This window comes from Corynebacterium glyciniphilum AJ 3170 (assembly GCF_007673095.1).
Classification (GTDB): Bacteria; Actinomycetota; Actinomycetes; order Mycobacteriales; family Mycobacteriaceae; genus Corynebacterium.
The window spans coordinates 136,937-160,638 of record NZ_VDYZ01000002.1 but is presented as its reverse complement, the minus strand read 5'-3'; the positions used below and the strand labels follow the sequence as shown (position 1 = coordinate 160,638).

Sequence of the window (23,702 nt, the reverse complement as noted above, 5' to 3'; positions counted from 1 at the left end):
GTTTTCCTTCATCTTGTTCTCGCCCGTCACATCCGGAAGACGCCGAAGCCCTCGGCGCCCTCCACCGGTCCGGAATGGATAGCGGACAGGGTCATGCCCACCACCGCGCGGGTGTCGCGGGGATCGATGATGCCGTCGTCGTAGAGCATCCCGGACATCTTCAGCGGCGCGGATTCGGCGTCGGCCTGGGTCTTGAGCATGTCGTAGAGCTGCTTCTCGGCGTCCTCGGAGTAGTCCAGGCCGCGACCGCGGGCCGACTGGGCACTGATGCTGCTGATCACCGAGGCGAGCTGTTCGGAGCCCATCACCGCAGAGCGGGCGGACGGCCAGGCGAAGACGAAGCGGGGGTCGAAGGCGCGTCCGCACATGCCGTAGTGACCGGCGCCGTAACTCGCCGCCGTGATCAACGAGATGTGCGGGACCTTCGAGTTCGACACGGCGTTGATCATCATCGCGCCGTGCTTGATGATGCCGTTCTGCTCGTACTCCTTACCGACCATGTAGCCGGTGGTGTTGTGCATGAAGATCAGCGGAGTGTCGGTCTGGTTGGCCAGCTGGATGAACTGTGTGGCCTTCTGGGCCTCTTCGCTGAACAACACGCCGCGGGAGTTGGCGAGGATGCCCACGGGGTAGCCGTGCACCTGTGCCCAGCCGGTGACCAGGCCTGAGCCGTAGCGTGGTTTGAACTCGTCGAATTCACTGGCGTCGACGAAGCGCCCGATGATTTCGCAGGGGTCGTAGGGGACCTTGAGCCCGTCGGGGACGATGCCGAGGAGTTCCTCGTCGTCCAGCACCGGGGGAGCGACCTCGGTGGAGGGTGTCTGCCCCTGTCGACGCCAGTTCAGCCGTCGGACGATGGACCGCCCGATGCGGGCGGCATCCAGTTCATCGACGGCCAGGTAGTCGCCGAGGCCCGAGACGTCGGTGTGCATCTGCGCCCCACCGAGGCTCTCGTCATCGGTGACTTCGCCGGTGGCGGCCTTCACCAGTGGTGGTCCGGCGAGGAAGACCTTGGAGCGTTCCTGGATCATCACCACGTGGTCCGACATACCGGGAATGTAGGCCCCGCCAGCGGTGCAGTTTCCGTAGACGATCGCGATGGTGGGGATGCCGGCCTGGGACAGCTGGGTGATGTCACGGAACATCGCTCCGCCGGGAACGAAGACTTCCTTCTGACTGCGCAGGTCGGCGCCGCCGGACTCCACCAGGGTGATGACCGGCAGACGGTTCTTCTTGGCGACCTCCTGCAGACGGTTGCACTTGCGCAGCGTCCATTCATTGGAGGCGCCGCCCTTGACCGTCGGATCATTGGCGACGATCAGGCAGTCGACCCCTTCGACCGTGCCGATACCGCCGACGACGGATCCGCCGACGGTGAAGTCCGTGCCGAAGCCGGCCATGGTGCAGAGTTCGAGGAACGGTGACCCTCGGTCCAGCAGTGAATCGATGCGTTCCCGGGGGGTCATCTTGTCGCGGCTGCGCAGTTTCTCCCGGGACTTCTCGCCACCGCCGTCGAAGGCCGATTCATAGGCCTCCCGGATCTCGGAGAGCTTGTCCTCCATGGACTGACGGTTGGCCTGGTAGTCCTCTGAACCGGGGGCTACCGCGGTCGTTGCGGTCATGATGCGTCCTCACTGTCGTCACTGTCGTCACTGTGGTCGGTGCTCTCGTCGAGCAAGGCGGTGGGGATGTCGACGTGCCGGGAGCGCAACCATTCGCCGAGCCCCTTGCCCTGCGGGTCGAAGCGCGCTCCGTGGGCGACACCCTGGCCGAGGATGTCCTGGACCACGATGTTCACCGCGTTGAGCCGGGGCAGTGGATACACCTCGACCTCCAGCCCGGCGGTCTCCGGCAGGAGTTCCTTGACCGCGTCGACGGTGACCGTCTCGAGCAGCCAGGGGTAGGCCTCGCCGGTCCGGGTCCAGAGCCCGATGTTCGCGCTGCCACCTTTGTCACCGCTGCGGGCGTCGGCGAGCAGGCCGAGCGGGGCACGTCGGGTCTCGCCGTCTGCACTGCGACCCGGTACCGGCTCATCGGTCTGCGAGGGGCCGAGCTCCGCGGTGGTCTCCGGCGGGCGGACGGCGACGGTCGTGCCGTCGGCCAGGTGGGCGGCGTGTGCGGGGACGTCGTTGTCGACATAGGCGGGGGAGAAGGTGCCGTACATGCTCGGTTTCGGCGGAGCGCCGTCGAAGAAGGTCCCCGGGGGCGATGCCAGGGCTGTGCCCACGACCCCGCGGCCCCATTCGGCGATGCGGTGCTGGTCGGGGTCCCAGACCACACAGACGAGCCGGGCCGAGGCGGCGGCCTGGTCGTCCGCATCCGGATGGTCGGTGCGTTCCAGGCGGTATTCGACGGTGCGGGGGCGGGGCTCCAGGGTGTCGAGCTGACGGGTGAACAACTCCGCCTTGTCCTCCACGTCCAGCCCGGAGAAAAGGACCTGGACCTCGTTCCGGAAACCGCCGAGTCGGCTCACCCCGACCTTGGTCGTGGGAGGGGGAGCCTCGCCGGTGGCACCGCTGATCCGGACCCGGTCGCGGCCGAGGTCCTCGAGGTGCACGTGGTCGAGCCGCAGGACGGCGTCCGGGCCGGCGTAGCGGGCACCGGTCACCTCGTAGAGCAGTTGGGCGGTGACCGTACCGACAGTGACGGCGCCGCCGGTGCCGTCGTGTTTGGTGATGACGGATGTGCCGTCGGCGTGGATCTCGGCGAGAGGGAAGCCGGGCATCGGGTTGGCCCCGGTGAGGATTCCTCGGTTGAAGCCGGAGTAGTTTCCTCCCGTGGCCTGGGTACCGCACTCGATGACATGCCCGGCTGCCATGGCGCCGGCGATCTGGTCCAGGTCGTCGGGGCCCCAGCCGAAGTGGTGGGCGGCGGGACCGACCACGACAGAGGCGTCGGTGACACGTCCGGTAACCACGATGTCCGCACCGGCGTCGAGGCACTCGACGATGCCGAAGGCACCGAGGTAGGCATTGGCGCAGAGGGCGTCTGGAAAAGTCGGTCGTAATGGTTCTCGGACGTCGTCACCGTCGACATAGGCCACGGTGAGGTTCAGGTCACGCTCGGCGATCTTTTCCCGGAGAGCGTCTGCGAGGCCGGAGGGGTTGAGTCCGCCGGCATTGGTGACGACCTTCACGCCGCGCTCCGCGATGGAGTCCAGGCAGGTGTCGAGATGGTCGATGAACCGCTTCGCGTACCCGAGCGTCGGGTCCTTCATCATGCCTTTGGCGAGGATGAGCATGGTGAGTTCGGCGAGGTAGTCGCCGGTGAGATAGTCGATCTCGCCGCCGTCGAGCATCTCTCGCATTGCGCTGTCGCGGTCACCGTAGAAGCCGGAGAAGTTGGCGATTCTCACGGGTGGGGTGTCGCTCACGGAAACCTCCGATGGTTGTTTGTGTGGTGGGATGTTTCTGACCGTGAACACAGTTGTAGCATCGGAAAACAAGCAGTCGTGACTGATTGATTTAATCGGTATACAGGATCGGAGGATCACCCCCGTCCAGGGGGGTCGGGTACGGGAAAGGGCCCCGGACCCGTATCGGGTCCGGGGCCCTTCAGGGGGCCTTCCGGGGCGGTTGTCGGTGGCGGCTAACTGTCCTGCTGGCCACCGTCCGAGAACGTGGAGGTGCTCGACGAGACCTCGTCGAGGCTCACGTCAGTGCCGTGGAGCTGGACACTCAGGCCGTCCTCCGTGATGTCGGCGCTCTGGATCTGCAGCCCCTCGACGTCATTGACCGTCTCCTGCAGGGAATCGGTGAGGGACTTGACCATCGATTCCGGGAGGTCCATGCCGAGGATCTGGAGGTTCTCCACACGGAAGTTCAGCGCGCCCTCCTCCACGACGGGAGTCATGCTCAAGGTCGCCAGGCCCCCGGTGATCTCCAGGTCCATGGTGTTGTCTTCTGTGTTCATCTGCACTCCGGTGACCTCGATCAGGCCTTCAAGCAGCCCGCCACCATCGCCACCATCGCCGCCATCGCCACCATTGCCACCGTTCCCGTCGCCCGCCTGGGCCTGGGACTTCTGGATCTCGGCGAGGAGGAATTCCGGTGGCAGCGTCGTGTCCACGGTGATCTCGCCGGCCGTGGGGTCACCGGTGTCGGTGGACATGTCCCTGGCGTTGATCGCCATCTCCGGCTGGCCGGAGACGACGGGGCGGGACTGGTCGGAATCCTCGTAGGAGACGTCCAGGCTCGACGGGATCGTCGCGTCGAAGGACGGGATCTTCCCCTGGGCGAGTCCGAGAAGCAGGGGGGAGGCCCCGAAGCTCACCGAGGGGTCCCCGGAAAGCTCGGTGCCGTTCTTCTGCGCCGACGACCGGATCTCATCGACCACGGTGTTCTTGGCGTAGGCGCGCACGCCGAATTCAGCGACAGCTGCCAGCAGCACGAGGACCACGACCAGGGCGATGAGGATCTTCCACCACAGGCCTGACCGCTTCTTGCCGGCTCTGCTGCCGTCCGGCCGGGATTGAGCCCCCCAGCTCTGCGGGGCGGCGGGTTGTCCGGTGTTGTTTGAAGTGCTCACCGGACCAGTGTGAACCATTACTGCCCGTCGGCGCCAGAGTTCCGCCGTTTACCCGGCGTACTGTGCGGAGATCCGCAGGTTCCCGCGGTCAGGAACCAGTCAGGAATCAGAGGTTCTCTTTGATCCAGGTGTCGATCAGGGTGTTCTCGTTGTTGATGATGTCACGGACCGCGTCAGCGACCTTCGGCTCGATGACCGGGCCGACCATCGGGATGGTGACGTCGATGTCCGCCTCGGCGGAGAGGGTGGTCGAGTCACCTTCGCCGGTCAGGGTGAGCTCGGCGCCGAACTTCACCGGGGCACCCTTGACCTCGGCCTGCATCTCGCCGTTGACGACGCCGTCCTGCTCGGCGCCGAAGGAGACGGTGCGCTTGAGCTTCAGGTTCTGGGACACCATGGAACGCACGGCCTCGGGCAGCGCGTCGGTGGGGAGAACCTCGAAGAGGACGACCTCGATCGGGTCAGCGGAGAAGGAGTTGACCTCACCGGGGACCTCCGAGAGGTTCTGGGCCTCGTACTCCCAGTACTCCTTGGAGCTCAGCGCGGAGAGGACCTTGTCGAGAGAGTGGTTGACGGTCGTTGAAGACTCGATGTGTGTTGTCATGCAGAAAGGCTAACATCATAAGTGTGCAGCGTCCTGATTTTAGATTCCATTCGCGAACAATTGCGTCCATCTCCCCAGTCATGGCCCGGCTGGTGGAACGCGGTGACGTCGAGGCGTCGTCACGCAGTTTCGCTGAACTGACGACCTTGCGGGTGGGAGGCACGCCCGCCCTGGTGCTGTCGTGCCGGTCGGCGGAGTCGGTGGCGGAGGTGGTCCGCACCCTCGACGCCGAAGGTGTCCCCCTGCTGATCGTCGGCGGCGGCTCCAATCTCGTGGTCGGCGACGATGTCTCCGATCTGGTGGCCGTGGTCCTCGAGGACGGTGGACGGCCGGAGATCGACGGGGATTCTGGCCTGGTCCGGGCATTCGCAGGTCTGGTCTGGGACGATGTCGTCGCAGCCACGGTCGGTGCTGGTCTCGGCGGCCTGGAATGTCTCTCGGGAATCCCCGGTTCCGTCGGGGCGACACCAGTGCAGAACGTCGGTGCCTACGGCGCGGAGGTCGCCCAGACCCTGCACCGGGTGCAACTGTTCGACCGGGCTTCCGGCGAGACGTCATGGGTGGTGCCGGAGTCACTGGACCTGGCCTACCGGTACTCCAACCTGAAGTTCACCTCGCGCGCGGTGGTCACGGCGGTGGAGTTCCAGCTGACCACGGACGGGCAGAGCGCTCCGCTGCGCTTCGGCGAACTTGCCCGGCGCCTCGGCGTCACCACCGGTGAAGCCGGCCAGGACGGCGACGTCAGGCGTCCCGTGGCGCAGGTCCGCGACATGGTCCTGGAGCTGCGACGGGGGAAGGGCATGGTACTGGACCCGCACGACCACGACACCTGGTCAGCGGGCTCCTTCTTCACGAATCCGGTGGTCGACAGTGCTGTGGCCGACGAGGTGCAGCGCCGTGTCGCGTCCACACGGGGAGAACAGGACGCGGCAGCGATGCCGCGGTTCCCGGCGGGTCCGGCAGACTCCGTGGAGTCGGCGGACTTCCCGGAGAAGCTCTCGGCGGCATGGCTGATCGAACGTGCCGGTTTCTCGCGTGGCTGGCACGTCCCCGGTAACGACCGTGCCAGCCTGTCGGGCAAACACACATTGGCGTTGACCAACCGCGGCTCAGCCACTTCTGCGGACATCGTCGAACTGGCCCGGGCCGTCCGTGACGGGGTACGGGAGGCCTTCGGGGTCACCCTCGTCCCCGAGCCCGTGTGGATCGGGGCCACGCTCGACGACGAATGACCCCGCCAGGCGTACGGACGGGGACGGGTGACGCGTATTCTGGGACGCTATGCGCGTCGCCATGATCTCCATGCACACATCCCCGCTGGAACAACCCGGGATCGGGGATGCCGGAGGAATGAACGTCTACGTCCGCAACGTCGCCGAGCACCTCGCGTCACACGGTGTCGAGGTGGACGTGTTCACCCGTGCCACCCGCGCATCACAGGGGGAGGTCGTCGAGGTTGCGCCGGGGCTGCGCGTGATCAACTGTGTCGCAGGACCGTTCGAGGGGCTCCCGAAGGAGTCTCTGCCGACCCAGCTTGCCGCGTTCACCGGGTCGGTGTTGTCTTTCGTGCGGCGCGAAGCGGGTAACACCGGGAATCCGTCGTCGCCGGCCGACCGTGCCGGTGCCGGGCAGTACGACCTGATCCACAGCCACTACTGGCTCTCGGGGCAGGTCGGATGGTTGTTGCGTGACCTGTGGGGGGTTCCGCTGGTGCACACCGCGCACACCTGGGCGGCGGTGAAGAACCTCGGCCTCGCGGAAGGGGACACCCCCGAGCCGGAGTCGCGACGGATCTGTGAGCAGCAGATCGTCGACAACGCCGACCGCCTCATCGTCAACACGCAGGACGAGGCGGATGCTCTCGTGACCGCCTATGACGCCGAAAACTCCGACCTCGCCGTCGTGTCCCCGGGAGTCGACGTGGACCGGTTCACCCCGGGATCCGACCGCGCCACTGAACGCTCGCGGCGGGAACTCGGTATTCCCCTCCGGGCGAAGGTCATCGCCTTCATCGGTCGTCTGCAGATGCTCAAGGGGCCGCATGTCCTGCTCCGCGCGGCCGCCGACCTGATCCGACGCCATCCGGAGCAGAACATCCGTGTGGTGATCTGCGGTGGTCCGTCAGGTACCGGCATGGAACGTCCCGATGAACTCCACGACCTGGCCGCGGAGCTGGGGGTGTCCGGTTACGTCCGGTTCCTTTCGCCGCGGCCCCCGGAGGAACTGGTGAGCGTGTACCAGGCAGCCGACATCATCGCGGTCCCCAGCTACAACGAGTCCTTCGGCCTGGTGGCGCTGGAGGCACAGGCTGCAGGTACCCCCGTCGTCGCTGCGCGGGTCGGAGGGCTTCCGTTGACGGTGACCGAGGGTGAGAGCGGACTGCTCGTCGACGGACATGACCCGACGGACTGGGCCCGTGCCCTGGAGTCGCTGGTGATGGACGACGAACTGCGTAACTCGATGTCGGACCTCGCGCCCTCCCACGCCGCCGAGTACTCCTGGGACGTCACGGTCGAGAGGATGATAACCGAGTACCGCCAGCTGGTCGACCGGTGGCGTGCCCGGGGCTGCTCGGAACCTGACGTCGCCCTGACGTCGCTGGAGTCCCGTGACCCCAGCGGGTCACGGGAGTGACCACAGGGATGATCACAGGGACGACCACGACGATGTCCGGGGGCGGGTAGATTCGGTCGCATGGAACTACAGCAGCTGACCGACCTCCTCGACGGCGCCGAGGTCGACTACGAGGTCTCCAACGAGGTCGCCGTGGTCGTCCTGCCCGGTGAGCGCCGCCTGAAGACCAATACCCTGTTCATCCCGCAGGACGGCATGTTCCGTGTCGAGGCATTCGTGTGCCGGGCGGTGGAGGAGGCCCATGCGGAGGTGTACCGGCTGCTGCTGCAGCACAACCGTAAGGCCTACGGGGTGCACTACACCCTCGACAACAACAACGACATCTACCTCGCAGGCCAGTTCCCCGACACCACCACCGGCGAGGACGTCCAACGTATCCTCGGCCAGGTGCTTGAACTCGCTGACGGCGACTTCAACCACATCCTGGAACTCGGCTTCGAGACATCGATCCGACGTGAGTGGGAATGGCGGATAGACCGCGGGGAGTCGACCCGCAACCTCGAGGCCTTCCAGCGACTGCGGCCGGGATACGAGGAGGATCGCGCCGCCGACCGGGCTGAACGCGCCGACGGGGTTTCGGCCGGGGCGCCCTCCGTCCCGCCGACCCCGCCGGGCAGCTGACCGCCGCGGGGGCAGCAGCCCCGGCTGTCCTGTGCGGGACGCCCCGCCGTGGCAGAATAAGGAACCATGAGTGACAACAACCACGGCACACTGATCCTCCTCCGCCACGGGCAGAGCGAATGGAACGCATCCAACCAGTTCACCGGGTGGGTCGACGTCGACCTCACCGACCAGGGGCGCGAGGAAGCCGTCCGCGGCGGGAGGATGGTCGCGGACGCGGGCCTGAAGCCGACCGTGCTGTACACGTCCCTGTTGCGGCGGGCCATCACCACCGCGAACCTCGCACTCGACGCCGCCGACCGTCACTGGATTCCCGTCGTGCGCGACTGGCGCCTCAACGAACGCCACTACGGTGCGCTGCAGGGCCTGAACAAGGCGGAGACGAAGGAGAAGTACGGCGAGGACCAGTTCATGGCCTGGCGCCGTAGCTACGACACCCCGCCGCCGGAGCTCGAGGACGGTACCGAGTACTCCCAGTCGGACGATCCCCGCTACGCCGACCTCGCCGAGGTCCCGAGGACCGAGTGCCTGCTCGACGTCGTCAAGCGCTTCGTCCCCTACTACGAGACCTCGATCCTGCCCCGTCTGGAGGCCGGTGAGACCGTCATCGTCGCAGCCCACGGAAACTCCCTGCGCGCGCTGGTCAAGCACCTCGACAAGATCTCCGACGAGGACATCGCCGGTCTCAACATCCCCACGGGGATTCCGCTGGTCTACCGCATCGACGAGAAGGGTACCGTGCTGAACCCCGGCGGCGAGTACCTTGACCCGGAGGCTGCCGAGGCTGGTGCCGCCGCTGTCGCGGCCCAGGGCGGTAAGTAGGCCCCGGGGGACGGTCTACAGGACATCGGGACGTGACACCGTCATCCTTCGCCCTGTTGTTCGGGGGTATCACCGCCGGGCTGGTCGTCGGGATCGCCGTCACCGTTGTGGTGACGGCACTCAGGCGTCGGGCGGGACGCCGTGAGGAGGAGCGCATCCGTAGAGAGACCCGGCACAACAGGGTCTCGACCATCGCCCAGGTCATGCACTTCGCCCTTGAGGCGTCTCCGTTGGGGGTGGCGGTGGTGGACCTGCGTGAGGACCTTGTGTTCACCAACCGCAGTGTCCATGAACTCGGCGTGGTGGACGGACGCCACCTGGTGCCCGAGGTCTACCGCCTGGCACAGCGGGTCTTCGACGACGGCGAGCCCCGCGAGGGCGTCCTGCACCCCGGGAGTACAGCCGTGGGGCCGGTGTTCTCCGTTGCTGTCACGGTCCGACGGCTGGCCGCTGTCGACGACCGGTTCGTGGTCGTCTACGCCACGGACAACTCCGAGAATGTCCGGATGGAGGCGGCCCGCCGGGACTTCGTGGCGAATGTGTCCCATGAGCTCAAAACCCCGGTCGGCGCCATCTCCCTGCTGGTCGAGACGATGCTGGAAGCCCGGGACGACCCCGACACCGTGGGATACTTCGGCAACAAACTCCACACCGAGACCCGGCGTATGTCCACCATGATCTCCGAGCTGATCGGCCTGTCGAAGCTTCAGGGGGCGGAGTCCCTGCCGGACCCCCGTCCGGTGAGCGTCGACCGGATCATCGACAAGGCCGTCGAGCGGTCCCGTATCGCCGCCGAGGTGGAGAACATCGACCTGGTTACCGACGCGCCCGCCGGCGCCTGGCTCACCGGCGACGAGGAACTACTGGTCACCGCGGTGACGAACCTGATCGCCAACGCCGTCAACTACTCGCCCGACGATACCCCGGTCAGCATCAGCAGGGCAGTCCGTGGGCAGTCCGTGGTGATCCGGGTGACCGACCGGGGTATCGGTATCGCCCCCGAGGACCAGAAACGTGTCTTCGAACGCTTCTTCCGCGTCGACAAGGCCCGCTCCCGGGCCACCGGAGGCACGGGCCTGGGCCTCGCTGTGGTTAAGCACACGGTGATCAATCACGGAGGGAATGTGTCGCTCTGGTCGCAGCCGGGCACCGGATCGACGTTCTCCCTGGAGTTTCCCGTGCTGGAGAGGGACGCGTTACCTGATGAGGACGTCCCTGACCAGGGGAGGTTCACCGCCGCCGAGCTGCTGCCGGACCGGGACTGATCCCTTTCACCCGGCAGGATCGGTGCCCGGAGTTTACAATGACGTCGTCCGGAAGCAGTTTCCCCGCAATGTTCGTCATGTTCGTCATCCACGCCGGCCGGTACACGGCCGTCATTCATACGTGAGGACCAGATTCTCCTATGTCCAGTGACCGTCCCACCGTCCTGCTCGTCGAGGACGAGGAATCACTCGCTGAACCGTTGTCATTCCTCCTGCAGAAGGAGGGTTTCGGTGTCTACACCGCAGCTGACGGGCCCACTGCCCTGAAACTGTTCGACGTCCACGGCATCGACCTGGTGCTGCTCGACGTGATGCTTCCGGGGATGTCCGGCACCGAGGTGTGCACCCAGTTACGCGCAGTCTCGTCTGTCCCGGTGATCATGGTGACCGCCCGTGACAGTGAGATCGACAAGGTCGTCGGCCTGGAGATCGGGGCGGACGACTACGTGACCAAGCCCTACTCCGCCCGTGAACTCATAGCGCGTATCCGCGCTGTGCTGCGCCGTGGTGGTGACAACGGGGCAGACGAGGGGGAGGGCGACGACGGGATGGTGCTCCGGAGCCCGCGGGTCGTGCTGGACGTGGAACGGCACACCGTGTCGGTGGACGGTACATCGGTGTCCCTGCCCCTGAAGGAATTCGATCTTCTGGAGTATCTCATGCGCAATGAGGGCCGGGTGTTGACCCGCGGGCAGCTGATCGACCGGGTCTGGGGCATCGACTACGTCGGTGACACGAAGACTCTCGATGTCCACGTGAAGAGACTGCGTTCCAAGATTGAGGAGACGCCGTCGTCCCCATCGATCCTGGTGACCGTGCGTGGGCTGGGCTACAAGTTCGAGGGGTGAGAACGGCCGCCGGCCGGCGTCTGATGTCTGCCTTCACGCTGAACGCCGGGGCGCCGGCAGAGGTAACGGCCCTGTGGCAGAGATAGTGGTCGGATACCACCCCGAAATCGACCATCGCCTCTGCCATTCGAACAGCGGGTCTGCCACCTGACGTCCTGGAACCCCCGCGAGTAAGCCCGACCTGTGCCCATGCCCCCGGCAGAAACGCTCACTGCTGCGAGGACGAATGTCCTGTTGCCGCGGCTGCGGTCGCCGGATGGATCGACAGCAACGGGAATCCGGACGGTGAGTAACGGGCCATCTCCTCACGTTGACGGCAGTGGGCCGCGACCACCTCGTACGACTCCGGTCCGATCAGTTCGCGGAGTTCCTCGGCATGGGTGGACCAGAGCGGTTCGCCGCCGGTGTGACATCCGGGATCGGACGTGCAGTACCAGTCGAAGTCCTCACCGCCACCGCCCCAGCCACGCCGGGTGTACTCGGTGACGGTGGTGCGCAGGACCTCGACGCCGTCCGGGCGGGTCACCCAGTCTTCGAGCCGACGTAGCGGCAGCTGCCAGCACACCTCGGGCTTGGCGACGGTGAGGGCCACGTCGTTCTTCAACGCCCAGCCGTGCAGCGCGCAGCCGGCGCCGCCGGGGTGGTCCGCCCGGTTGGCGAAGACACACGCCCCGTTGTGCACCCGTGTCTTCAGGGCAGGCTCGGGCTCACCGGAGTCGGTGTCGTCGCCGTCGAGCTCGTCCCAGACCAGCCACGGCTCCGTGTCATCGTCGTCATCGTCGTCATCGTCGCGCCCGTCACCCATGACGAGGGGTCTGAGCTGCCAGTCGTCGTCGGTGAGATGGGGGACGATTTCTGCCAGTGCGCCGCGGTCGTCATCGTCGGTGAGGAAGGCACCGTGAACGCAACAGCCCACGTCGGGATGCTCGGCGTCGATGCCGTGGCAGGCGTCGGTCCCGAACCTGCACCGGTAGGTGGAAAGGAGCCACGTAAGATCGACGGAGACGATGTGTTCGGAATCCGCCGGATCGGTGAACTCCAGGTACTCGCGCGGATGGTCGGCGGGAGTCTCCTGCCCTGAACGCACCGCGAGATCGGCCGGGGTGCCTGCCGGGTAGCCGCTGGTGATGTCGGAAAGAACAGAATGTGTCACGGTGAACACCGTAGACCGGATAGGGTGGAAACCGTGCGACTAGGTGTCTTGGATGTGGGAAGCAACACCGTCCACCTCGTGGTGGTGGACATGGCTCCGGGCGGTCCGCCGACCCCGATGAGCAACTGGAAGACGCCGATGCGCCTGGTGGAGTACCTCGATGACGAGGGTGCCATCAACACGAAGGGCGTCCGGAAACTGATCAAGGGGGTCGGGCTCGCGGCGGAGATGTCCGAGCAGTTCCACTGCGACGAGATGCTCCCGTTCGCGACGTCGGCACTGCGCTCGGCGACCAATTCAGAGGCCGTGTTGGCCCAGGTCGAGGAGGAGACCGGTGTTCGGCTGCGGATTCTGTCGGGTACCGCAGAGGCTGAGCTGACGTTCCTCGCCGTACGTCGCTGGTTCGGCTGGTCCGCCGGGCGGATCTGTGACCTCGACATCGGCGGTGGATCACTGGAGATGTCGGTGGGCGTCAATGAGCTGCCGGACGTCGCTCTGTCGGTGAACCTGGGTGCCGGACGTCTGACACATGACTGGTTCAGGACGGACCCGCCGAGCCGCAAGGAGATCAAGGCGTTGGCCGCGCATATCGACGAGACGTTGGAGGAACCGGTCGCCCGGCTCAAGGAGGCGGGGCCGGTCGATCTGGCGGTGGGGACCTCGAAGACGTTCCGTATGCTCGCACGGCTCACCGGCGCGGCACCGTCGTCGGCGGGTCCCAGGGTGCGTCGTGTGCTGACCCGCCCGGGCGTGCGTCAGCTGACCTCGTTCATCTCGAGGATGACCGCTGCGGACCGTGCGGAGCTGGAGGGAGTGTCCGTGGACCGTTCGGCGCAGGTGGTCGCGGGAGCCCTGGTGGCGGAGTCTACGATGCGCCACCTGGGGATCGAACAGCTGCAGTTGTGCCCGTGGGCGTTGCGCGAAGGTGTGATCCTCCGCCGTGCCGATGCCGCGGACGCCGCCGATTTCGATCCGAACGTCGATTTCGACAGGACGAGGTGAGCTCCGGCGACACGTGACGGAGGTGACCGACGGTGTCCGGATAAAAAGTTCGGAAAAGATCCTGGGGAAAAGTCCTGGTGAATTACCATTTATCGACGGTTGTACGGGAGCGTTGCTCCACCGATGTGGGCTGTACACGTGATAACTGTAAACTGTCACCTGATAATTGAGGCATGCGTACAGGACGCCGGACGATGCGGCGGCCACCGTGGTGTCTTGTACCCGCCGCCCGGTCCGGCGGGAGATGACCGATGATGGGAACGACGGATGAGTGAGAAGCTGACTGTTGCGGAGCTTATGGCCCGCAACGCCAAGGACGGTGCTCGCAGAGCTGACCGTCCTCGGCGTCGACGTAATCTCGAGGACGGCGGGGTCTCGGTCTCCGAACTGACCGGTTCCATTCCCGTCGTCAATGACGAGGACCTCGGTCAGGACGGTGCAGCAGGCACCGCCGAGAATCTGTCCGCCGCCGATGCAGATACTTCCGTCGGCGTCACCGCCGACCGCCATCCACATCAGGGTGGACACGAACTCGACGGACACGACGTCGTTGACGGGGAGGTCATCGACGAGTACGACGGGGCCGAGCCGGACGTCGTCGGCACCGACACCGGTGAGACACCGGGTGAAGCAGACGACGTGGCGGCGGAGACCACCGTTCTTCCGCGCGTCGACACCCGGACGGAGTCGCCTGTAGACGCGGACACCGGGTCGGAGTCCGAGACCCCCGGCGACGCCGAACCAGCCGAATACGCTGCCGGACGGACCGGAGAGACTGAGTCCGTTGAGCCCGCCGAGTCCGTTGAGCCCGCCGAGTCCGGCGAGTCCGCCGAGCAGACGGTTCCCGCCGAAGAGCAGGTTGACGGTCAGGTCGAGGCGGATCCGGACAAGATCATCGAGTACGAGGACGACGCGATCTCCTGGCCCGCACTGCTGGGGCAGACTGCTCTCGCGGTGGTCATCGGTGTCGTCATCTTCTTCGGCTTCACCCTGCTGTGGGACAAGCTGGGCACTGCCCTCGTCCTGGTCATGTCCGGCATCGTCACCCTGGTATGTGTCGGTGTCGTCCATGCTCTCCTTCGCCACCGCCACACCCTGGTACTCATCCTCGCGTTCATCGTCGGCCTCGTGATCACGCTGGGGCCGCGCCTGATCATGTCGATCTGACTCCTGCCCGTCCGCCGCCACCCGTGAGTGGCGAGCTTCACCGTCGCGTGGCACGCTGGTGCGCATGACACGTATTGCATTCATCGGTGGAGGAAATATCGGGGAGGCCCTTATCTCGGGCCTCGTGAGCGGGGACGGTTCGGCGGACAAGCCGGACGTCGTCGTGTTCGATCCGAGCGCCAAGCGTCTGGACTTCCTCCGCGAGAAATACGGCATCACCGGAGCGGACGACGCCGCCACGGCCGCCTCGGAGGCGGATTTCGTCGTCATCGCCGTGAAGCCCCACATCGTCCCCTCCGTCCTGGAGGACATCTCCTCGACCCTCGACAACAATGACACCGAGACCGTCGTAGTCTCGGTTGCCGCGGGCGTCAGCCTGGCGACCATGGAGGCCGGCCTGGCGGCCGGTGTCCCGGCGGTCCGGGTCATGCCCAACACGCCCATGCTCGTGGGCAAAGGGATGAGTGCTGTCGCCGGTGGCCGCTTCACCTCCGAGGAGCAGGTCGAGTCCGTGAAGGACCTCTTCGCCACCGTCGGCCAGGCCGTCGCCGTCGCGGAGAAGGACATCGACGCGGTCACCGCCGTCTCAGGCTCGGGCCCGGCGTACATCTTCATGGTCGCCGAGGCGATGACCGACGCCGGAGTGCAGCTCGGCCTGACGCGTCCGGTTGCTCAGCAGCTCGCTGTCGCCACCGTCGAGGGCGCGGCCACCATGATGGCCCAGGGGGACGATAATCCGGTGGATCTCCGTGCCAACGTCACCAGTCCCGGCGGCACCACGGCCGCTGCCACCCGCGGTCTGGAGGAGAACGGTCTCCGCACGGCGTTCTTCCGCGCCATGCAGGCCTGTGTCGACCGTTCGGTGGAGCTCGGACGTCCGGCCGGAGAGAACTGACCCCTCGGCCCCGGCTTCCCCCGTCCGGGGGTGGCGGTGAATGGTCGACACCACCTGTGTCCCTCAAGTCACAACCGTGTCACCAGTGTCTCCCGTCTCCCGGATAGCCAGCCGTCATCTTTTGTCATTCGCGTCGCAATATTCTCAGGAATAACGATAGGATGGTGCCAGCGCCCGACGTGTCGAAGTTCTGCAGGAGGGGAAGCCTGCAGCGCGTGCGTGCGTCGTAAGGATTGGAAATTATGGCAAACAATGACAGTGGTACGTTCCTGACGGTCGCGGAGGTCGCCGAGCTTATGCGGGTGTCCAAGATGACCGTCTACCGCCTGGTTCACTCCGGTGAGCTGCCGGCGGTGCGTGTCGGCCGCTCTTTCCGCGTGCATGAGCAGGCGGTGGAGGAGTACCTGGGTGCCTCGATCTACGAGGCCGGCCAGACAGGCTAGCGCTGCAGCCCCCCTCGCGGGGACGGTTCCGGGGTCACCCTGACCCCGGCGCCCCTCCAGCCCACCGGTGATGAGCCGGTGGAGTGGAGGGGCTTTTTGCTGGGGTCTTTTGCCGTGGCAACGGTCCGCCGGTTAAACTGATCCCCATTCGTGTCGGATCGGTCCCGATCGGTGAGGTTCCCCTGCCGTTTGCCGTCCGCCCGCGGTGCCACGGGTACCGTGCGGGAACCGACCAGCAGCATGATCCTTAACCGAAGACCAACCACGAGGGAGGACCCATGGGTTCTGTCATCAAGAAGCGTCGTAAGCGCATGTCGAAGAAGAAGCACCGCAAGATGCTTCGCCGTACCCGAGTCCAGCGGCGGAAACTCGGCAAATAAGCCGGTGCACCACGAGGCGCGGTCCTGCCACCCCTTCCCGGGGTCGGGGCCGCGTCTCGGTCTGTGTCAGGGGGTTGTCTCAGGGTTGTCTCGGGGTGTCCAGGGTGGTTGAGGGTGTCGGGCGCGGGGAGGGGACGGCAGACTAGTCTCGGTGGGCATGGACAGTACACCGCAGCTTCCGGACCATGGTCCGACCGTGACCCTGATGGTCCGGGCCACCTGTGGCTCCTGCAGGCGGGTCAGGGAACAGATCGCTCCGGTCTGCCGTGGGCAGGGGGCACCACTGCAGGTCGTGGACGTTGATTCGGAGCGCGCCCTGGCCGTCGAGTTCGGTGACCGGGTGCCTGTGGTTCTCGTGGACGACGAGGAGATCGCCTGTTGGGAGATCGACGACGACGAACTCGTCGACGCACTGAGATCAGCCCGCACCGTGGGGTGACCGAGAGTCCTGTGAGAGAACTCGTGGTTCCGGGCCGTTAACCGGGGGTCGGTAACAGTGCTCTCCGGTGCTTTTGTTATTGGGGGGCATGAGGGGATACCGTAGGTACCTGGTACCGCATGACGGCGTCGACCACCGGGGACCGGTGGGCGGAAGGCGCTGCAGCGGAAAAAATGACCACTGACGATTTCGCGGGAGGCTGTGCAGCCATGGCAGGACTCGGGATCACCGGACCGGCAGCCGTCCTCCTGGTCGGCTTGTCCTTCCGGTCGGCACCTGTGCCAGTTCTCGAGAAGGCTTCTGTCTCTCCGGCAGAGTTGAATCGTCTGGAGCGTGACCTTGTCGGCGGAGAGTGCGTCACCGAGGCGCTGATCCTCTCCACGTGCAACCGTATGGAGTTCTACGTCGCCACGTCGGCGTTCCACCCTGCGCTGGACCACGTGGTCGAGACCGTTGCCGCGCATGCGCGGATGGACGCGGTCGAGCTCGAGCCTTATCTGTACGTCCGCTACGCGGACGCTGCTGCGGAGCACATGCTGACCGTCGCCGCCGGGCTGGATTCGATGGTGGTGGGCGAGCAGCAGGTCATCGGGCAGCTGCGCAACGCGTACACCTCAGCCTCCGACAACGGTGTGGTGGGTACCACGCTGCATGACCTCACGCAGCGTGCACTCCGCACCGGCAAGCGGGTCCACACGGAGACCAGCGTGGACGAGGCGGGTTCCTCCATGGTCAGTTTCGCGTTGGACCATGCCCTGGCTGAGCTGGGCGTGCAGGACATGTCCGGCCGTGATGCGGTGGTCATCGGCGCCGGTGCCATGGCCTCGTTGGCGTCGACCTACCTCGGTCGTTCCGGCGTCCGCCATGTCACGGTGGTCAACCGGACTGTCGGCCGAGCGGAGAACCTTGCCGCACACGCCAGGGAGGCCGGCGTCGACGCACACGCGGTGGGGCTGGACGATCTGGCGGACGCCCTCGGCGGAGCGGACGTCGTCGTTTCCGCGACAGGTGCCGTCGGTACGGTGCTGGGCCCCGATGACCTCGCGGCGACGCAGCGGGACCACCCCCGCCGGATGGTCCTGGTCGATCTGTCGATGCCCCGTGACATCGACGATGCGGTGGTTGAGGTCGCAGCGGGGGACGGTGCGGCAGACAGCGCTGATGTCCGGCTGTTGAACATCGAGGAGCTCACCGCGCTCGCGGGCGACGGCGCCCGGGACGAGTCCGCCGCGCGTGACATCGTGGCCACCGAACTGTCGGAGTACCTGGAGCAGGTGCGTGTGCAGTCGGTGGTGCCGACGGTGAAGGCGCTGCGTCGTCGCGCCGCCGACGTCGTGGACGATGAACTCGGCCAGCTGGTCCGACGGACACCCGGCATGAGCGACGAGGACCGTGCCGAGGTCGCCCGTACCGTACGCAGGGTGGTGGACAAGCTTCTCCACGCACCGACGGTCCAGGTTAAGAAACTGAGTTCCCAGGACGGGACAGTGAACTACGCCGAGGCACTGGCAACCCTGTTCAATCTTCCGTCCGGCGGGACCTCGGTGGTCTCCCAGGCCATCGAGCCCGGTGACGCCGGCAAGGCCCGGATCGGGAATGTACTGCAACAGAGCACGACGGCCCCGCAGGTGTACACGGAATTCCCGGACCCGGCGTCCGGGGTAGCTGACAGGACAGAGGAGGCATCGTGACCGGTGAGACTGCTGCGCCGCGGAATCTTCTCGTCGGCACCCGGGCGAGCAACCTCGCCCGGACCCAGGCAGGGACGGTCCGTGACGCGCTCACGGACGTCCTACGGGGTATGTTCGCTGATGCCGCTGGCGAGGCGGAACTGCACTTCGTACACACTCCGGGAGACGCCTCCCAGAAGGCGCAGACACCGGTCGACCGCATCGGTGTCGGTGTCTTCACCGAGACCCTGCGCAACGCTCTCGCGGCAGGGGAGTGCGATGTCGCGGTGCATTCCTTCAAGGACCTGCCCACCGCACCGGACGACAGGTTCATCATGGTCGTCCCGGCCCGTGTCGATCCCCGCGAGGTGCTCGTGAGTATCGACGGTGCGCCCCTGCGGGATCTCCCGGAGGGGGCGAAGATCGGCACCGGCGCACCCCGGCGGGTCTCGCAGATCCGCGCTTTGCGTCCGGACCTGGAGGTCTGCCCGTTGCGGGGCAACATCGACACCCGGATGGGACGGGTCGCCGCCGATGACCTCGACGCGGTCGTGCTGGCACGGGCCGGACTCGAGCGGGTCGGGGAGATCGACCGGGCCTCTGAGACCGTGTCTGTCGATGACATCCTTCCTGCACCTGCCCAGGGTGCGCTCTGCGTGGAGGTCCGGGCCGACGACGAAGAGGCAGTTGCTGCGGTCCTCGGGCTGGATGATCCGGTGTCCCATGCGACCGCCGTCGCCGAGCGTGCCGTCCTCGCTGAATTACAGGCGGGATGCACGGCACCTGTCGGTGCGTGGTCGACCTACGAGAACGGCACGTTGACGTTACGTGGCGGCGTCTTCGCCCTCGACGGGTCAAGACAGCTGGTCCGTGAACACTCCGTTGCCCTGGAGATCCCCGAGGGGCCGTGGCTGGGCACCGCCGCCGAGCTCGGCCATGCGGTCGGTCGTGATCTCATCGACGGCGGTGCCGCCGGGATCATCACCGACATCGTCGGTGCCCGTTGACCTGGTATTGACCGGTCCGTCGCACCGTTTCCCTGCGGCCCAGCCATGTCCCCAGCCCACCAGCACTGCCTGACCTACCTGAGAAAGTCACCTCGATGACCACTGCCGGAATTGCCCAGACGGGTCCCACGAACAGTCCACTGACTGGCCGCGGACGCGTCCTGTTCGTCGGCGCCGGCCCCGGAAACCCGGAGCTGCTGACGGTCCGTGCCCGCGAGATCCTCGAAAACACCGCCCACGTCTGGGTCGACCCCGCTGTCACCGAGGCCGTCCGCGGCATCATCGCCGATGCCCTGCCGGTCCCGGAGGACAAGCGCGTCGCCGCAGAGAAGGAGTGGGAGGCCGAGCTCGAAGCAGCGAAGGCGGCCGGTGCCCGGCGTCGGCCCCGTCGGCCCGCCGAGGTCACCGCCGCCGAGATCGTGTATGCGGCGCCTCACACGACTGAAGCCGTGGCAGCCCACGCTGCCGCGGAGGACGCCGCGCGCGAGGCTGAGGCCGGTGGCTACGCCAGCTACCCGGACACACCGGACCCGGATGAGATCCGTCCGGTCGAGGCCTCCGAGGTCGCACACGCGATGGTCGACCACGTCCGCCACGGACACAGCGTTGTCCGGCTCGTCGCCGGGAATCCGGTGAGCAATCCGGCCGTCCTCATGGAGCTGCAGGAGGTCGCAGCGCTCGGTGTGGAGTTCGAGGTGGTGCCGGGAATGACGGGTGCCTCGGCTCTCCCGGCCTACACCGGCATCGCCACCGGTGACGGCTACACCGCGGTCGACCTGAGGTCGGACGCGACCTCGGAGGTCGACTGGGACGGCATCGCCGCCGCGCCGAAGCCGCTGATCCTGACCGCCGGCCCGTCGGATCTGCCGGTGATCACCGCGGAGCTGAAGCGACGCGACGTCGTCGGCAGCACCCCGGTCACCGTCACCTCGCACGCCACGACGCGTCGGCAGCGTTCCTACGACGTCACGCTCGACACCCTGAAGTCCGTCGTCGCGGCCTCGGGCCCGTTGGCCAAGGAAGGGGAGATGCCCCAGGAACTGGTCGTCACGGTCGGTACCCAGGCCAGCCGTCGCAGCAAGTACTCGTGGTGGGAGAACCGGTCCCTGTACGGGTGGACGGTGCTCGTGCCGCGGGCGAAGGACCAGGCTGGTCCGATGAGTGCCCGGTTGGCGTCGCACGGGGCGATTCCGATCGAGGTCCCGACGATCTCGGTGGAACCGCCGAGGAGCCCGGCGCAGATGGAACGGGCGATCAAGGGGCTCGTCGACGGCCGGTACCACTGGATCGTCTTCACCTCCGTCAACGCGGTGAAGGCCGTGTGGGAGAAACTCGCCGAGTTCGGGTTGGACGCCCGTGCACTGGCGGGTGTCCGGGTCGCCGCCGTAGGCGCGAAGACCGCCCAGGCTGTCCGCGACCTCGGGATCACCCCGGAACTGCTGCCGAAGTCCAACGCCCGCAACGCCTCGGGACTGGTGGACGTGTTCCCGGCGTACGACGAGGACCTTGACCCGGTCGACCGGGTCCTGCTTCCGCGTGCCGACATCGCCACGGACACCCTGGTGGACGGGCTCGTCGACCTGGGTTGGTCGGTGGAGGACGTCGTCGCCTACCGCACGGTGCGTGCCGCGCCTCCCAGCCAGGAGGTCCGGGACATGATCAAGTCCGGTGGTTTCGACGCGGTGTGCTTCACCTCGTCATCGACGGTGAAGAACCTGGTCGGCATCGCCGGAAAGCCGCACACCCGCACCATCATCGCCTGCATCGGTCCCATGGCCGCCCAGACGGCGCGTGAGCACGGCCTGCGGGTGGACGTCATGCCCGAGGTCGCCGGTGTCCCCGAGCTCGTGGACGCCCTGGCCCACCACGTGGCTGAGCTCCGCGCGGCCGGTCAGCTGCCGCCGCCGCGGAAGCGTCGCCGTCGGCGCCGTCCTACGCCAGGGCAGTAGGACGCACCAGGGGAGAGCCGGGCCGATCCGGACCTCCACGTCCGGCGTACCATCAGCACCATGACTGATGATGTGCACCCCGTCCGCCGCCCCCGCCGCCTCCGCACCACGCCGGCGATGCGTAACTTCGTGGCCGAGACCCACCTGGAGCCCAACCAGCTGGTCCTGCCGATGTTCATCGCCGACGGCATCGACACCGCCCGCGACATCTCCGCGATGCCGGGCGTCCAGCAGCACACCGAGGACTCCCTGCTGCGTACCGCCGAGGAGGCTCTCACCGCCGGAGTCGGCTCGGTCGACCTCTTCGGCGTCCCGACCCCTGAGGCGAAGGACGCCACCGGTTCCCAGGCATGGGCGGCAGACGGCATCCTCAACCGGGGATTGTCGGCACTGCGCCGCGAGTTCGGCGATGACCTGATCGTCATGGCGGACACCTGCCTCGACGAGTTCACCGACCACGGGCACTGCGGCGTCCTCACGGAAGATCGTTTCGGTACCACCGTGATCGACAATGATGCGACGCTGCCGCTCTACGCACGGATGGCGGTCGCCCAGGCGGAGGCCGGGGCCCACGTCGTCAGCCCGTCGGGCATGATGGACGGCCAGATCGCGGTGATCCGGCGTGCCCTGGACGAGGCAGGCTTCCAGGACGTGTCCGTTCTGGCGTACTCCGCCAAGTACGCCGGTGCCTTCTACGGTCCCTTCCGTGAGGCGGTCGGTTCGTCACTGCAGGGGGACCGCAAGACCTACCAGCAGGATCCGCGCAATGCCCGGGAATCCCTCATGGAGGTGGACCTCGACATCGCCGAGGGAGCTGACATGGTGATGGTCAAACCGGCGATGCCCCACCTCGACATCCTGCGCCAGGTCGCCGACATGTCCACCGTGCCGGTCGCGGCGTACCAGGTGTCGGGTGAGTACTCCATGATCACCGCCGCGGCACAGAACGGGTGGATCGACCGCGAAGCGGCGATCATGGACTCGTTGACCGGCATCCGACGCGCCGGCGCAGACATCATCCTCACCTACTGGGCGACCGAAGCCGCCCACCTGCTGCGCGGCTGACCATTGGTTGACTAAGCTGGTCGACGATATGACACAGCAGACTTCACCGACACCGCCGAAGGTCGGACGGCCGGACGGACTGGCTCCCTCGTCCAAGGACGCACCCGAGAACGTCCGGGACGGCGTCCGCGCCTGGTACATCGTCGGAGCCGTACAGGCGCTGACGGCCGCCCTGCAGCTGGTGATGAACCTGCAGGACCCGCGCGCGTTGACGAGTCAGGTGCGCGAGCAGATGGACTCCGTCTCGCTGCCCGACGGGGTGACCGAGGACACCCTGGTGACCGGTACCGCGATCCTGAACCTCCTGTTCAATCTCGTGGCGGTGGCCGTGTGCATGTACCTGACGAGACGGGTGTCCCGGGGTGGTGTGCGGAGCAGGATGGTGCTGTGCGTGGGGTCGGTGTACCTGGCCCTCATGGCGCTGCTGCAGGTGTTCTCCAGCCCGCCGGACACCGGGTCCACCCCGCTGGTTCTGCTCGTCGGTGCAGGCACGATCATCTCGGGAGTCATCGCCGTGGTCGGCATCTGGCTGATCACCCGGCCGGACAACGCCGACTGGTTCGGCCTCCCGGACAAGGCCGAGATCGAGGCCTACGCCGAGAAGATGGCCAAGCGGAGCGAAGAACTCGACAAGGAACGCGCCGAGAAGAAGAAGCGTAAGGCCCGTGAGGCCGAGGAGAAGAAGAACAGGGGACGTTGAGCCGTGCCCACCATGTTCCCGGTCTCCCACAACTCCGACCCCGGAGACCGTAACCGTGCGATCAGGTACTGGAAGCCCGGGGACGGGACCCCCGGATCGGTGAAGACGGCGGTGGTGCTGTTTCTCATCGCAGCCGTCGGCCTGTTGGTGAGCGGGGCGATGATGTGGACCGCCGACCGTCCGGTCGTCGATGACGTGGACCAGATGGCCTATATCGAGACCCTGTCCTCGAACATGAGGTGGATCGGCTCGATTCAGATCGTCGCAGCTCTGTTGATCGCCCTGCTGATTCCTGGTCTGGTGCGCGGCGACGCGCGTCGGCGCCGCTGGGTGATGGTCGCCGCGTCTGTGGCCATGGGTTTCACGCTCGTCGGCTGGGTCTTCAACGTCGGAGGGCTGGAGCAGCCGTTGCTGGCGCTGGCCATGGCACTCGGAGCGTTGGCGATGTACCGCCCCGCCGTGCGGACGTTCTTCGGGGAGACCCCCTCAGAGCTGGAGGGCTGACCTGTGG

Annotated in this window: 23 protein-coding genes; 18 read left to right on the top strand and 5 right to left on the bottom strand. The window is 66.6% G+C overall.

Going from position 1 to position 23,702, the window contains the following annotated elements:
- Positions 1-26: 26 nt before the first annotated feature.
- The 4 genes from FS507_RS02760 to FS507_RS02745 form a co-directional block, all read right to left on the bottom strand.
- Positions 27-1,625, bottom strand: coding sequence for an acyl-CoA carboxylase subunit beta (locus FS507_RS02760; protein WP_440130331.1), 1,599 nt, complete (start codon positions 1,623-1,625; stop codon positions 27-29).
- Positions 1,619-3,373, bottom strand: coding sequence for an acyclic terpene utilization AtuA family protein (locus tag FS507_RS02755; protein ID WP_260853124.1), 1,755 nt, complete (start codon positions 3,371-3,373; stop codon positions 1,619-1,621). Before FS507_RS02755 ends, FS507_RS02760 begins: the two co-directional genes overlap by 7 nt.
- 215 nt (positions 3,374-3,588) lie before the next feature.
- Positions 3,589-4,527: an LmeA family phospholipid-binding protein gene (locus tag FS507_RS02750; RefSeq protein WP_186314529.1), complete on the bottom strand. Its 939-nt coding sequence runs from the start codon at positions 4,525-4,527 to the stop codon at positions 3,589-3,591.
- A 106-nt stretch (positions 4,528-4,633) separates the two neighbouring features.
- The gene (locus FS507_RS02745) at positions 4,634-5,131 is read right to left on the bottom strand and encodes a DUF2505 domain-containing protein (RefSeq protein ID WP_145941296.1); all 498 of its coding nucleotides are present in this window, start codon (positions 5,129-5,131) and stop codon (positions 4,634-4,636) included.
- 80 nt (positions 5,132-5,211) lie between these two features.
- Here FS507_RS02745 and FS507_RS02740 point away from each other — a divergent pair, with 80 nt between their 5' ends.
- The 6 genes from FS507_RS02740 to FS507_RS02715 all read left to right on the top strand — a co-directional run bounded on the left by FS507_RS02740 (position 5,212) and on the right by FS507_RS02715 (position 11,321).
- Positions 5,212-6,363: a UDP-N-acetylmuramate dehydrogenase gene (locus FS507_RS02740; protein ID WP_145941438.1), complete on the top strand. Its 1,152-nt coding sequence runs from the start codon at positions 5,212-5,214 to the stop codon at positions 6,361-6,363.
- A 49-nt stretch (positions 6,364-6,412) separates the two neighbouring features.
- Positions 6,413-7,765 carry a D-inositol-3-phosphate glycosyltransferase gene (gene mshA / locus FS507_RS02735; RefSeq protein ID WP_145941295.1) on the top strand — a complete coding sequence of 451 codons (1,353 nt, stop codon included), beginning with the start codon at positions 6,413-6,415 and terminating at the stop codon, positions 7,763-7,765.
- A 60-nt stretch (positions 7,766-7,825) separates the two neighbouring features.
- On the top strand, positions 7,826-8,386 hold the full coding sequence (locus FS507_RS02730) for a YbjN domain-containing protein (RefSeq protein WP_145941294.1): 561 nt from the start codon (positions 7,826-7,828) through the stop codon (positions 8,384-8,386).
- A gap of 66 nt (positions 8,387-8,452) precedes the next feature.
- Positions 8,453-9,208 (top strand): phosphoglyceromutase, encoded by a 756-nt coding sequence (locus tag FS507_RS02725; RefSeq protein ID WP_145941293.1) that lies wholly within the window; start codon positions 8,453-8,455, stop codon positions 9,206-9,208.
- 32 nt (positions 9,209-9,240) lie between these two features.
- Positions 9,241-10,473, top strand: coding sequence for a sensor histidine kinase (locus tag FS507_RS02720; RefSeq protein WP_145941292.1), 1,233 nt, complete (start codon positions 9,241-9,243; stop codon positions 10,471-10,473).
- Positions 10,474-10,613: 140 nt separating this feature from the next.
- Complete coding sequence (locus FS507_RS02715; RefSeq protein ID WP_145941291.1) at positions 10,614-11,321, top strand: response regulator transcription factor; 708 nt, start codon at positions 10,614-10,616, stop codon at positions 11,319-11,321.
- A 208-nt stretch (positions 11,322-11,529) separates the two neighbouring features.
- On the opposite strand, the gene FS507_RS02710 is transcribed toward FS507_RS02715, so the two are convergent.
- Positions 11,530-12,474 carry a hypothetical protein gene (locus FS507_RS02710; RefSeq protein ID WP_186314528.1) on the bottom strand — a complete coding sequence of 315 codons (945 nt, stop codon included), beginning with the start codon at positions 12,472-12,474 and terminating at the stop codon, positions 11,530-11,532.
- Between the two features lie 33 nt (positions 12,475-12,507).
- Between FS507_RS02710 and FS507_RS02705 the strand changes: the two genes are divergently transcribed.
- The 12 genes from FS507_RS02705 to FS507_RS02650 all read left to right on the top strand — a co-directional run bounded on the left by FS507_RS02705 (position 12,508) and on the right by FS507_RS02650 (position 23,695).
- Positions 12,508-13,476 (top strand): Ppx/GppA phosphatase family protein, encoded by a 969-nt coding sequence (locus FS507_RS02705; protein ID WP_145941289.1) that lies wholly within the window; start codon positions 12,508-12,510, stop codon positions 13,474-13,476.
- Positions 13,477-13,743: 267 nt separating this feature from the next.
- The gene (locus tag FS507_RS02700; RefSeq protein WP_145941288.1) at positions 13,744-14,643 is read left to right on the top strand and encodes a hypothetical protein; all 900 of its coding nucleotides are present in this window, start codon (positions 13,744-13,746) and stop codon (positions 14,641-14,643) included.
- 64 nt (positions 14,644-14,707) lie between these two features.
- Positions 14,708-15,538 (top strand): pyrroline-5-carboxylate reductase, encoded by an 831-nt coding sequence (gene proC, locus FS507_RS02695; protein WP_145941287.1) that lies wholly within the window; start codon positions 14,708-14,710, stop codon positions 15,536-15,538.
- Between the two features lie 242 nt (positions 15,539-15,780).
- Positions 15,781-15,981, top strand: coding sequence for a helix-turn-helix domain-containing protein (locus FS507_RS02690; RefSeq protein ID WP_038546114.1), 201 nt, complete (start codon positions 15,781-15,783; stop codon positions 15,979-15,981).
- Positions 15,982-16,259: 278 nt separating this feature from the next.
- Positions 16,260-16,361, top strand: coding sequence for a 30S ribosomal protein bS22 (locus FS507_RS02685; protein ID WP_003855542.1), 102 nt, complete (start codon positions 16,260-16,262; stop codon positions 16,359-16,361).
- 157 nt (positions 16,362-16,518) lie between these two features.
- Positions 16,519-16,800 (top strand): glutaredoxin family protein, encoded by a 282-nt coding sequence (locus FS507_RS02680; protein ID WP_145941286.1) that lies wholly within the window; start codon positions 16,519-16,521, stop codon positions 16,798-16,800.
- A 209-nt stretch (positions 16,801-17,009) separates the two neighbouring features.
- Complete coding sequence (locus FS507_RS02675) at positions 17,010-18,491, top strand: glutamyl-tRNA reductase (protein WP_145941437.1); 1,482 nt, start codon at positions 17,010-17,012, stop codon at positions 18,489-18,491.
- On the top strand, positions 18,488-19,477 hold the full coding sequence (gene hemC, locus FS507_RS02670; protein ID WP_145941285.1) for a hydroxymethylbilane synthase: 990 nt from the start codon (positions 18,488-18,490) through the stop codon (positions 19,475-19,477). The genes FS507_RS02675 and hemC overlap by 4 nt, the downstream gene beginning before the upstream one ends.
- A 95-nt stretch (positions 19,478-19,572) precedes the next feature.
- Positions 19,573-21,426 (top strand): uroporphyrinogen-III synthase, encoded by a 1,854-nt coding sequence (locus FS507_RS02665; protein WP_145941284.1) that lies wholly within the window; start codon positions 19,573-19,575, stop codon positions 21,424-21,426.
- A 60-nt stretch (positions 21,427-21,486) separates the two neighbouring features.
- Positions 21,487-22,491, top strand: a complete 1,005-nt coding sequence (hemB, locus tag FS507_RS02660; RefSeq protein WP_145941283.1) for a porphobilinogen synthase — start codon at positions 21,487-21,489, stop codon at positions 22,489-22,491.
- A 28-nt stretch (positions 22,492-22,519) separates the two neighbouring features.
- Positions 22,520-23,191: a hypothetical protein gene (locus FS507_RS02655; protein ID WP_145941282.1), complete on the top strand. Its 672-nt coding sequence runs from the start codon at positions 22,520-22,522 to the stop codon at positions 23,189-23,191.
- Between the two features lie 3 nt (positions 23,192-23,194).
- The gene (locus FS507_RS02650; protein WP_145941281.1) at positions 23,195-23,695 is read left to right on the top strand and encodes a hypothetical protein; all 501 of its coding nucleotides are present in this window, start codon (positions 23,195-23,197) and stop codon (positions 23,693-23,695) included.
- Positions 23,696-23,702 lie beyond the last annotated feature (7 nt).

What these genes read in the sequence shown, in the direction of transcription:
- FS507_RS02745 (WP_145941296.1), bottom strand. Translation starts at nt 5,131, where the DNA reads ATGACAACACACATCGAGTCTTCAACGACCGTCAACCACTCTCTCGAC.
- FS507_RS02740 (WP_145941438.1), top strand. Translation starts at nt 5,212, where the DNA reads ATGGCCCGGCTGGTGGAACGCGGTGACGTCGAGGCGTCGTCACGCAGT.
- mshA (WP_145941295.1), top strand. Translation starts at nt 6,413, where the DNA reads ATGCGCGTCGCCATGATCTCCATGCACACATCCCCGCTGGAACAACCC.
- FS507_RS02730 (WP_145941294.1), top strand. Translation starts at nt 7,826, where the DNA reads ATGGAACTACAGCAGCTGACCGACCTCCTCGACGGCGCCGAGGTCGAC.
- FS507_RS02725 (WP_145941293.1), top strand. Translation starts at nt 8,453, where the DNA reads ATGAGTGACAACAACCACGGCACACTGATCCTCCTCCGCCACGGGCAG.
- FS507_RS02715 (WP_145941291.1), top strand. Translation starts at nt 10,614, where the DNA reads ATGTCCAGTGACCGTCCCACCGTCCTGCTCGTCGAGGACGAGGAATCA.
- FS507_RS02700 (WP_145941288.1), top strand. Translation starts at nt 13,744, where the DNA reads ATGAGTGAGAAGCTGACTGTTGCGGAGCTTATGGCCCGCAACGCCAAG.
- proC (WP_145941287.1), top strand. Translation starts at nt 14,708, where the DNA reads ATGACACGTATTGCATTCATCGGTGGAGGAAATATCGGGGAGGCCCTT.
- FS507_RS02690 (WP_038546114.1), top strand. Translation starts at nt 15,781, where the DNA reads ATGGCAAACAATGACAGTGGTACGTTCCTGACGGTCGCGGAGGTCGCC.
- FS507_RS02685 (WP_003855542.1), top strand. Translation starts at nt 16,260, where the DNA reads ATGGGTTCTGTCATCAAGAAGCGTCGTAAGCGCATGTCGAAGAAGAAG.
- FS507_RS02680 (WP_145941286.1), top strand. Translation starts at nt 16,519, where the DNA reads ATGGACAGTACACCGCAGCTTCCGGACCATGGTCCGACCGTGACCCTG.
- FS507_RS02675 (WP_145941437.1), top strand. Translation starts at nt 17,010, where the DNA reads ATGGCAGGACTCGGGATCACCGGACCGGCAGCCGTCCTCCTGGTCGGC.
- FS507_RS02665 (WP_145941284.1), top strand. Translation starts at nt 19,573, where the DNA reads ATGACCACTGCCGGAATTGCCCAGACGGGTCCCACGAACAGTCCACTG.
- hemB (WP_145941283.1), top strand. Translation starts at nt 21,487, where the DNA reads ATGACTGATGATGTGCACCCCGTCCGCCGCCCCCGCCGCCTCCGCACC.
- FS507_RS02655 (WP_145941282.1), top strand. Translation starts at nt 22,520, where the DNA reads ATGACACAGCAGACTTCACCGACACCGCCGAAGGTCGGACGGCCGGAC.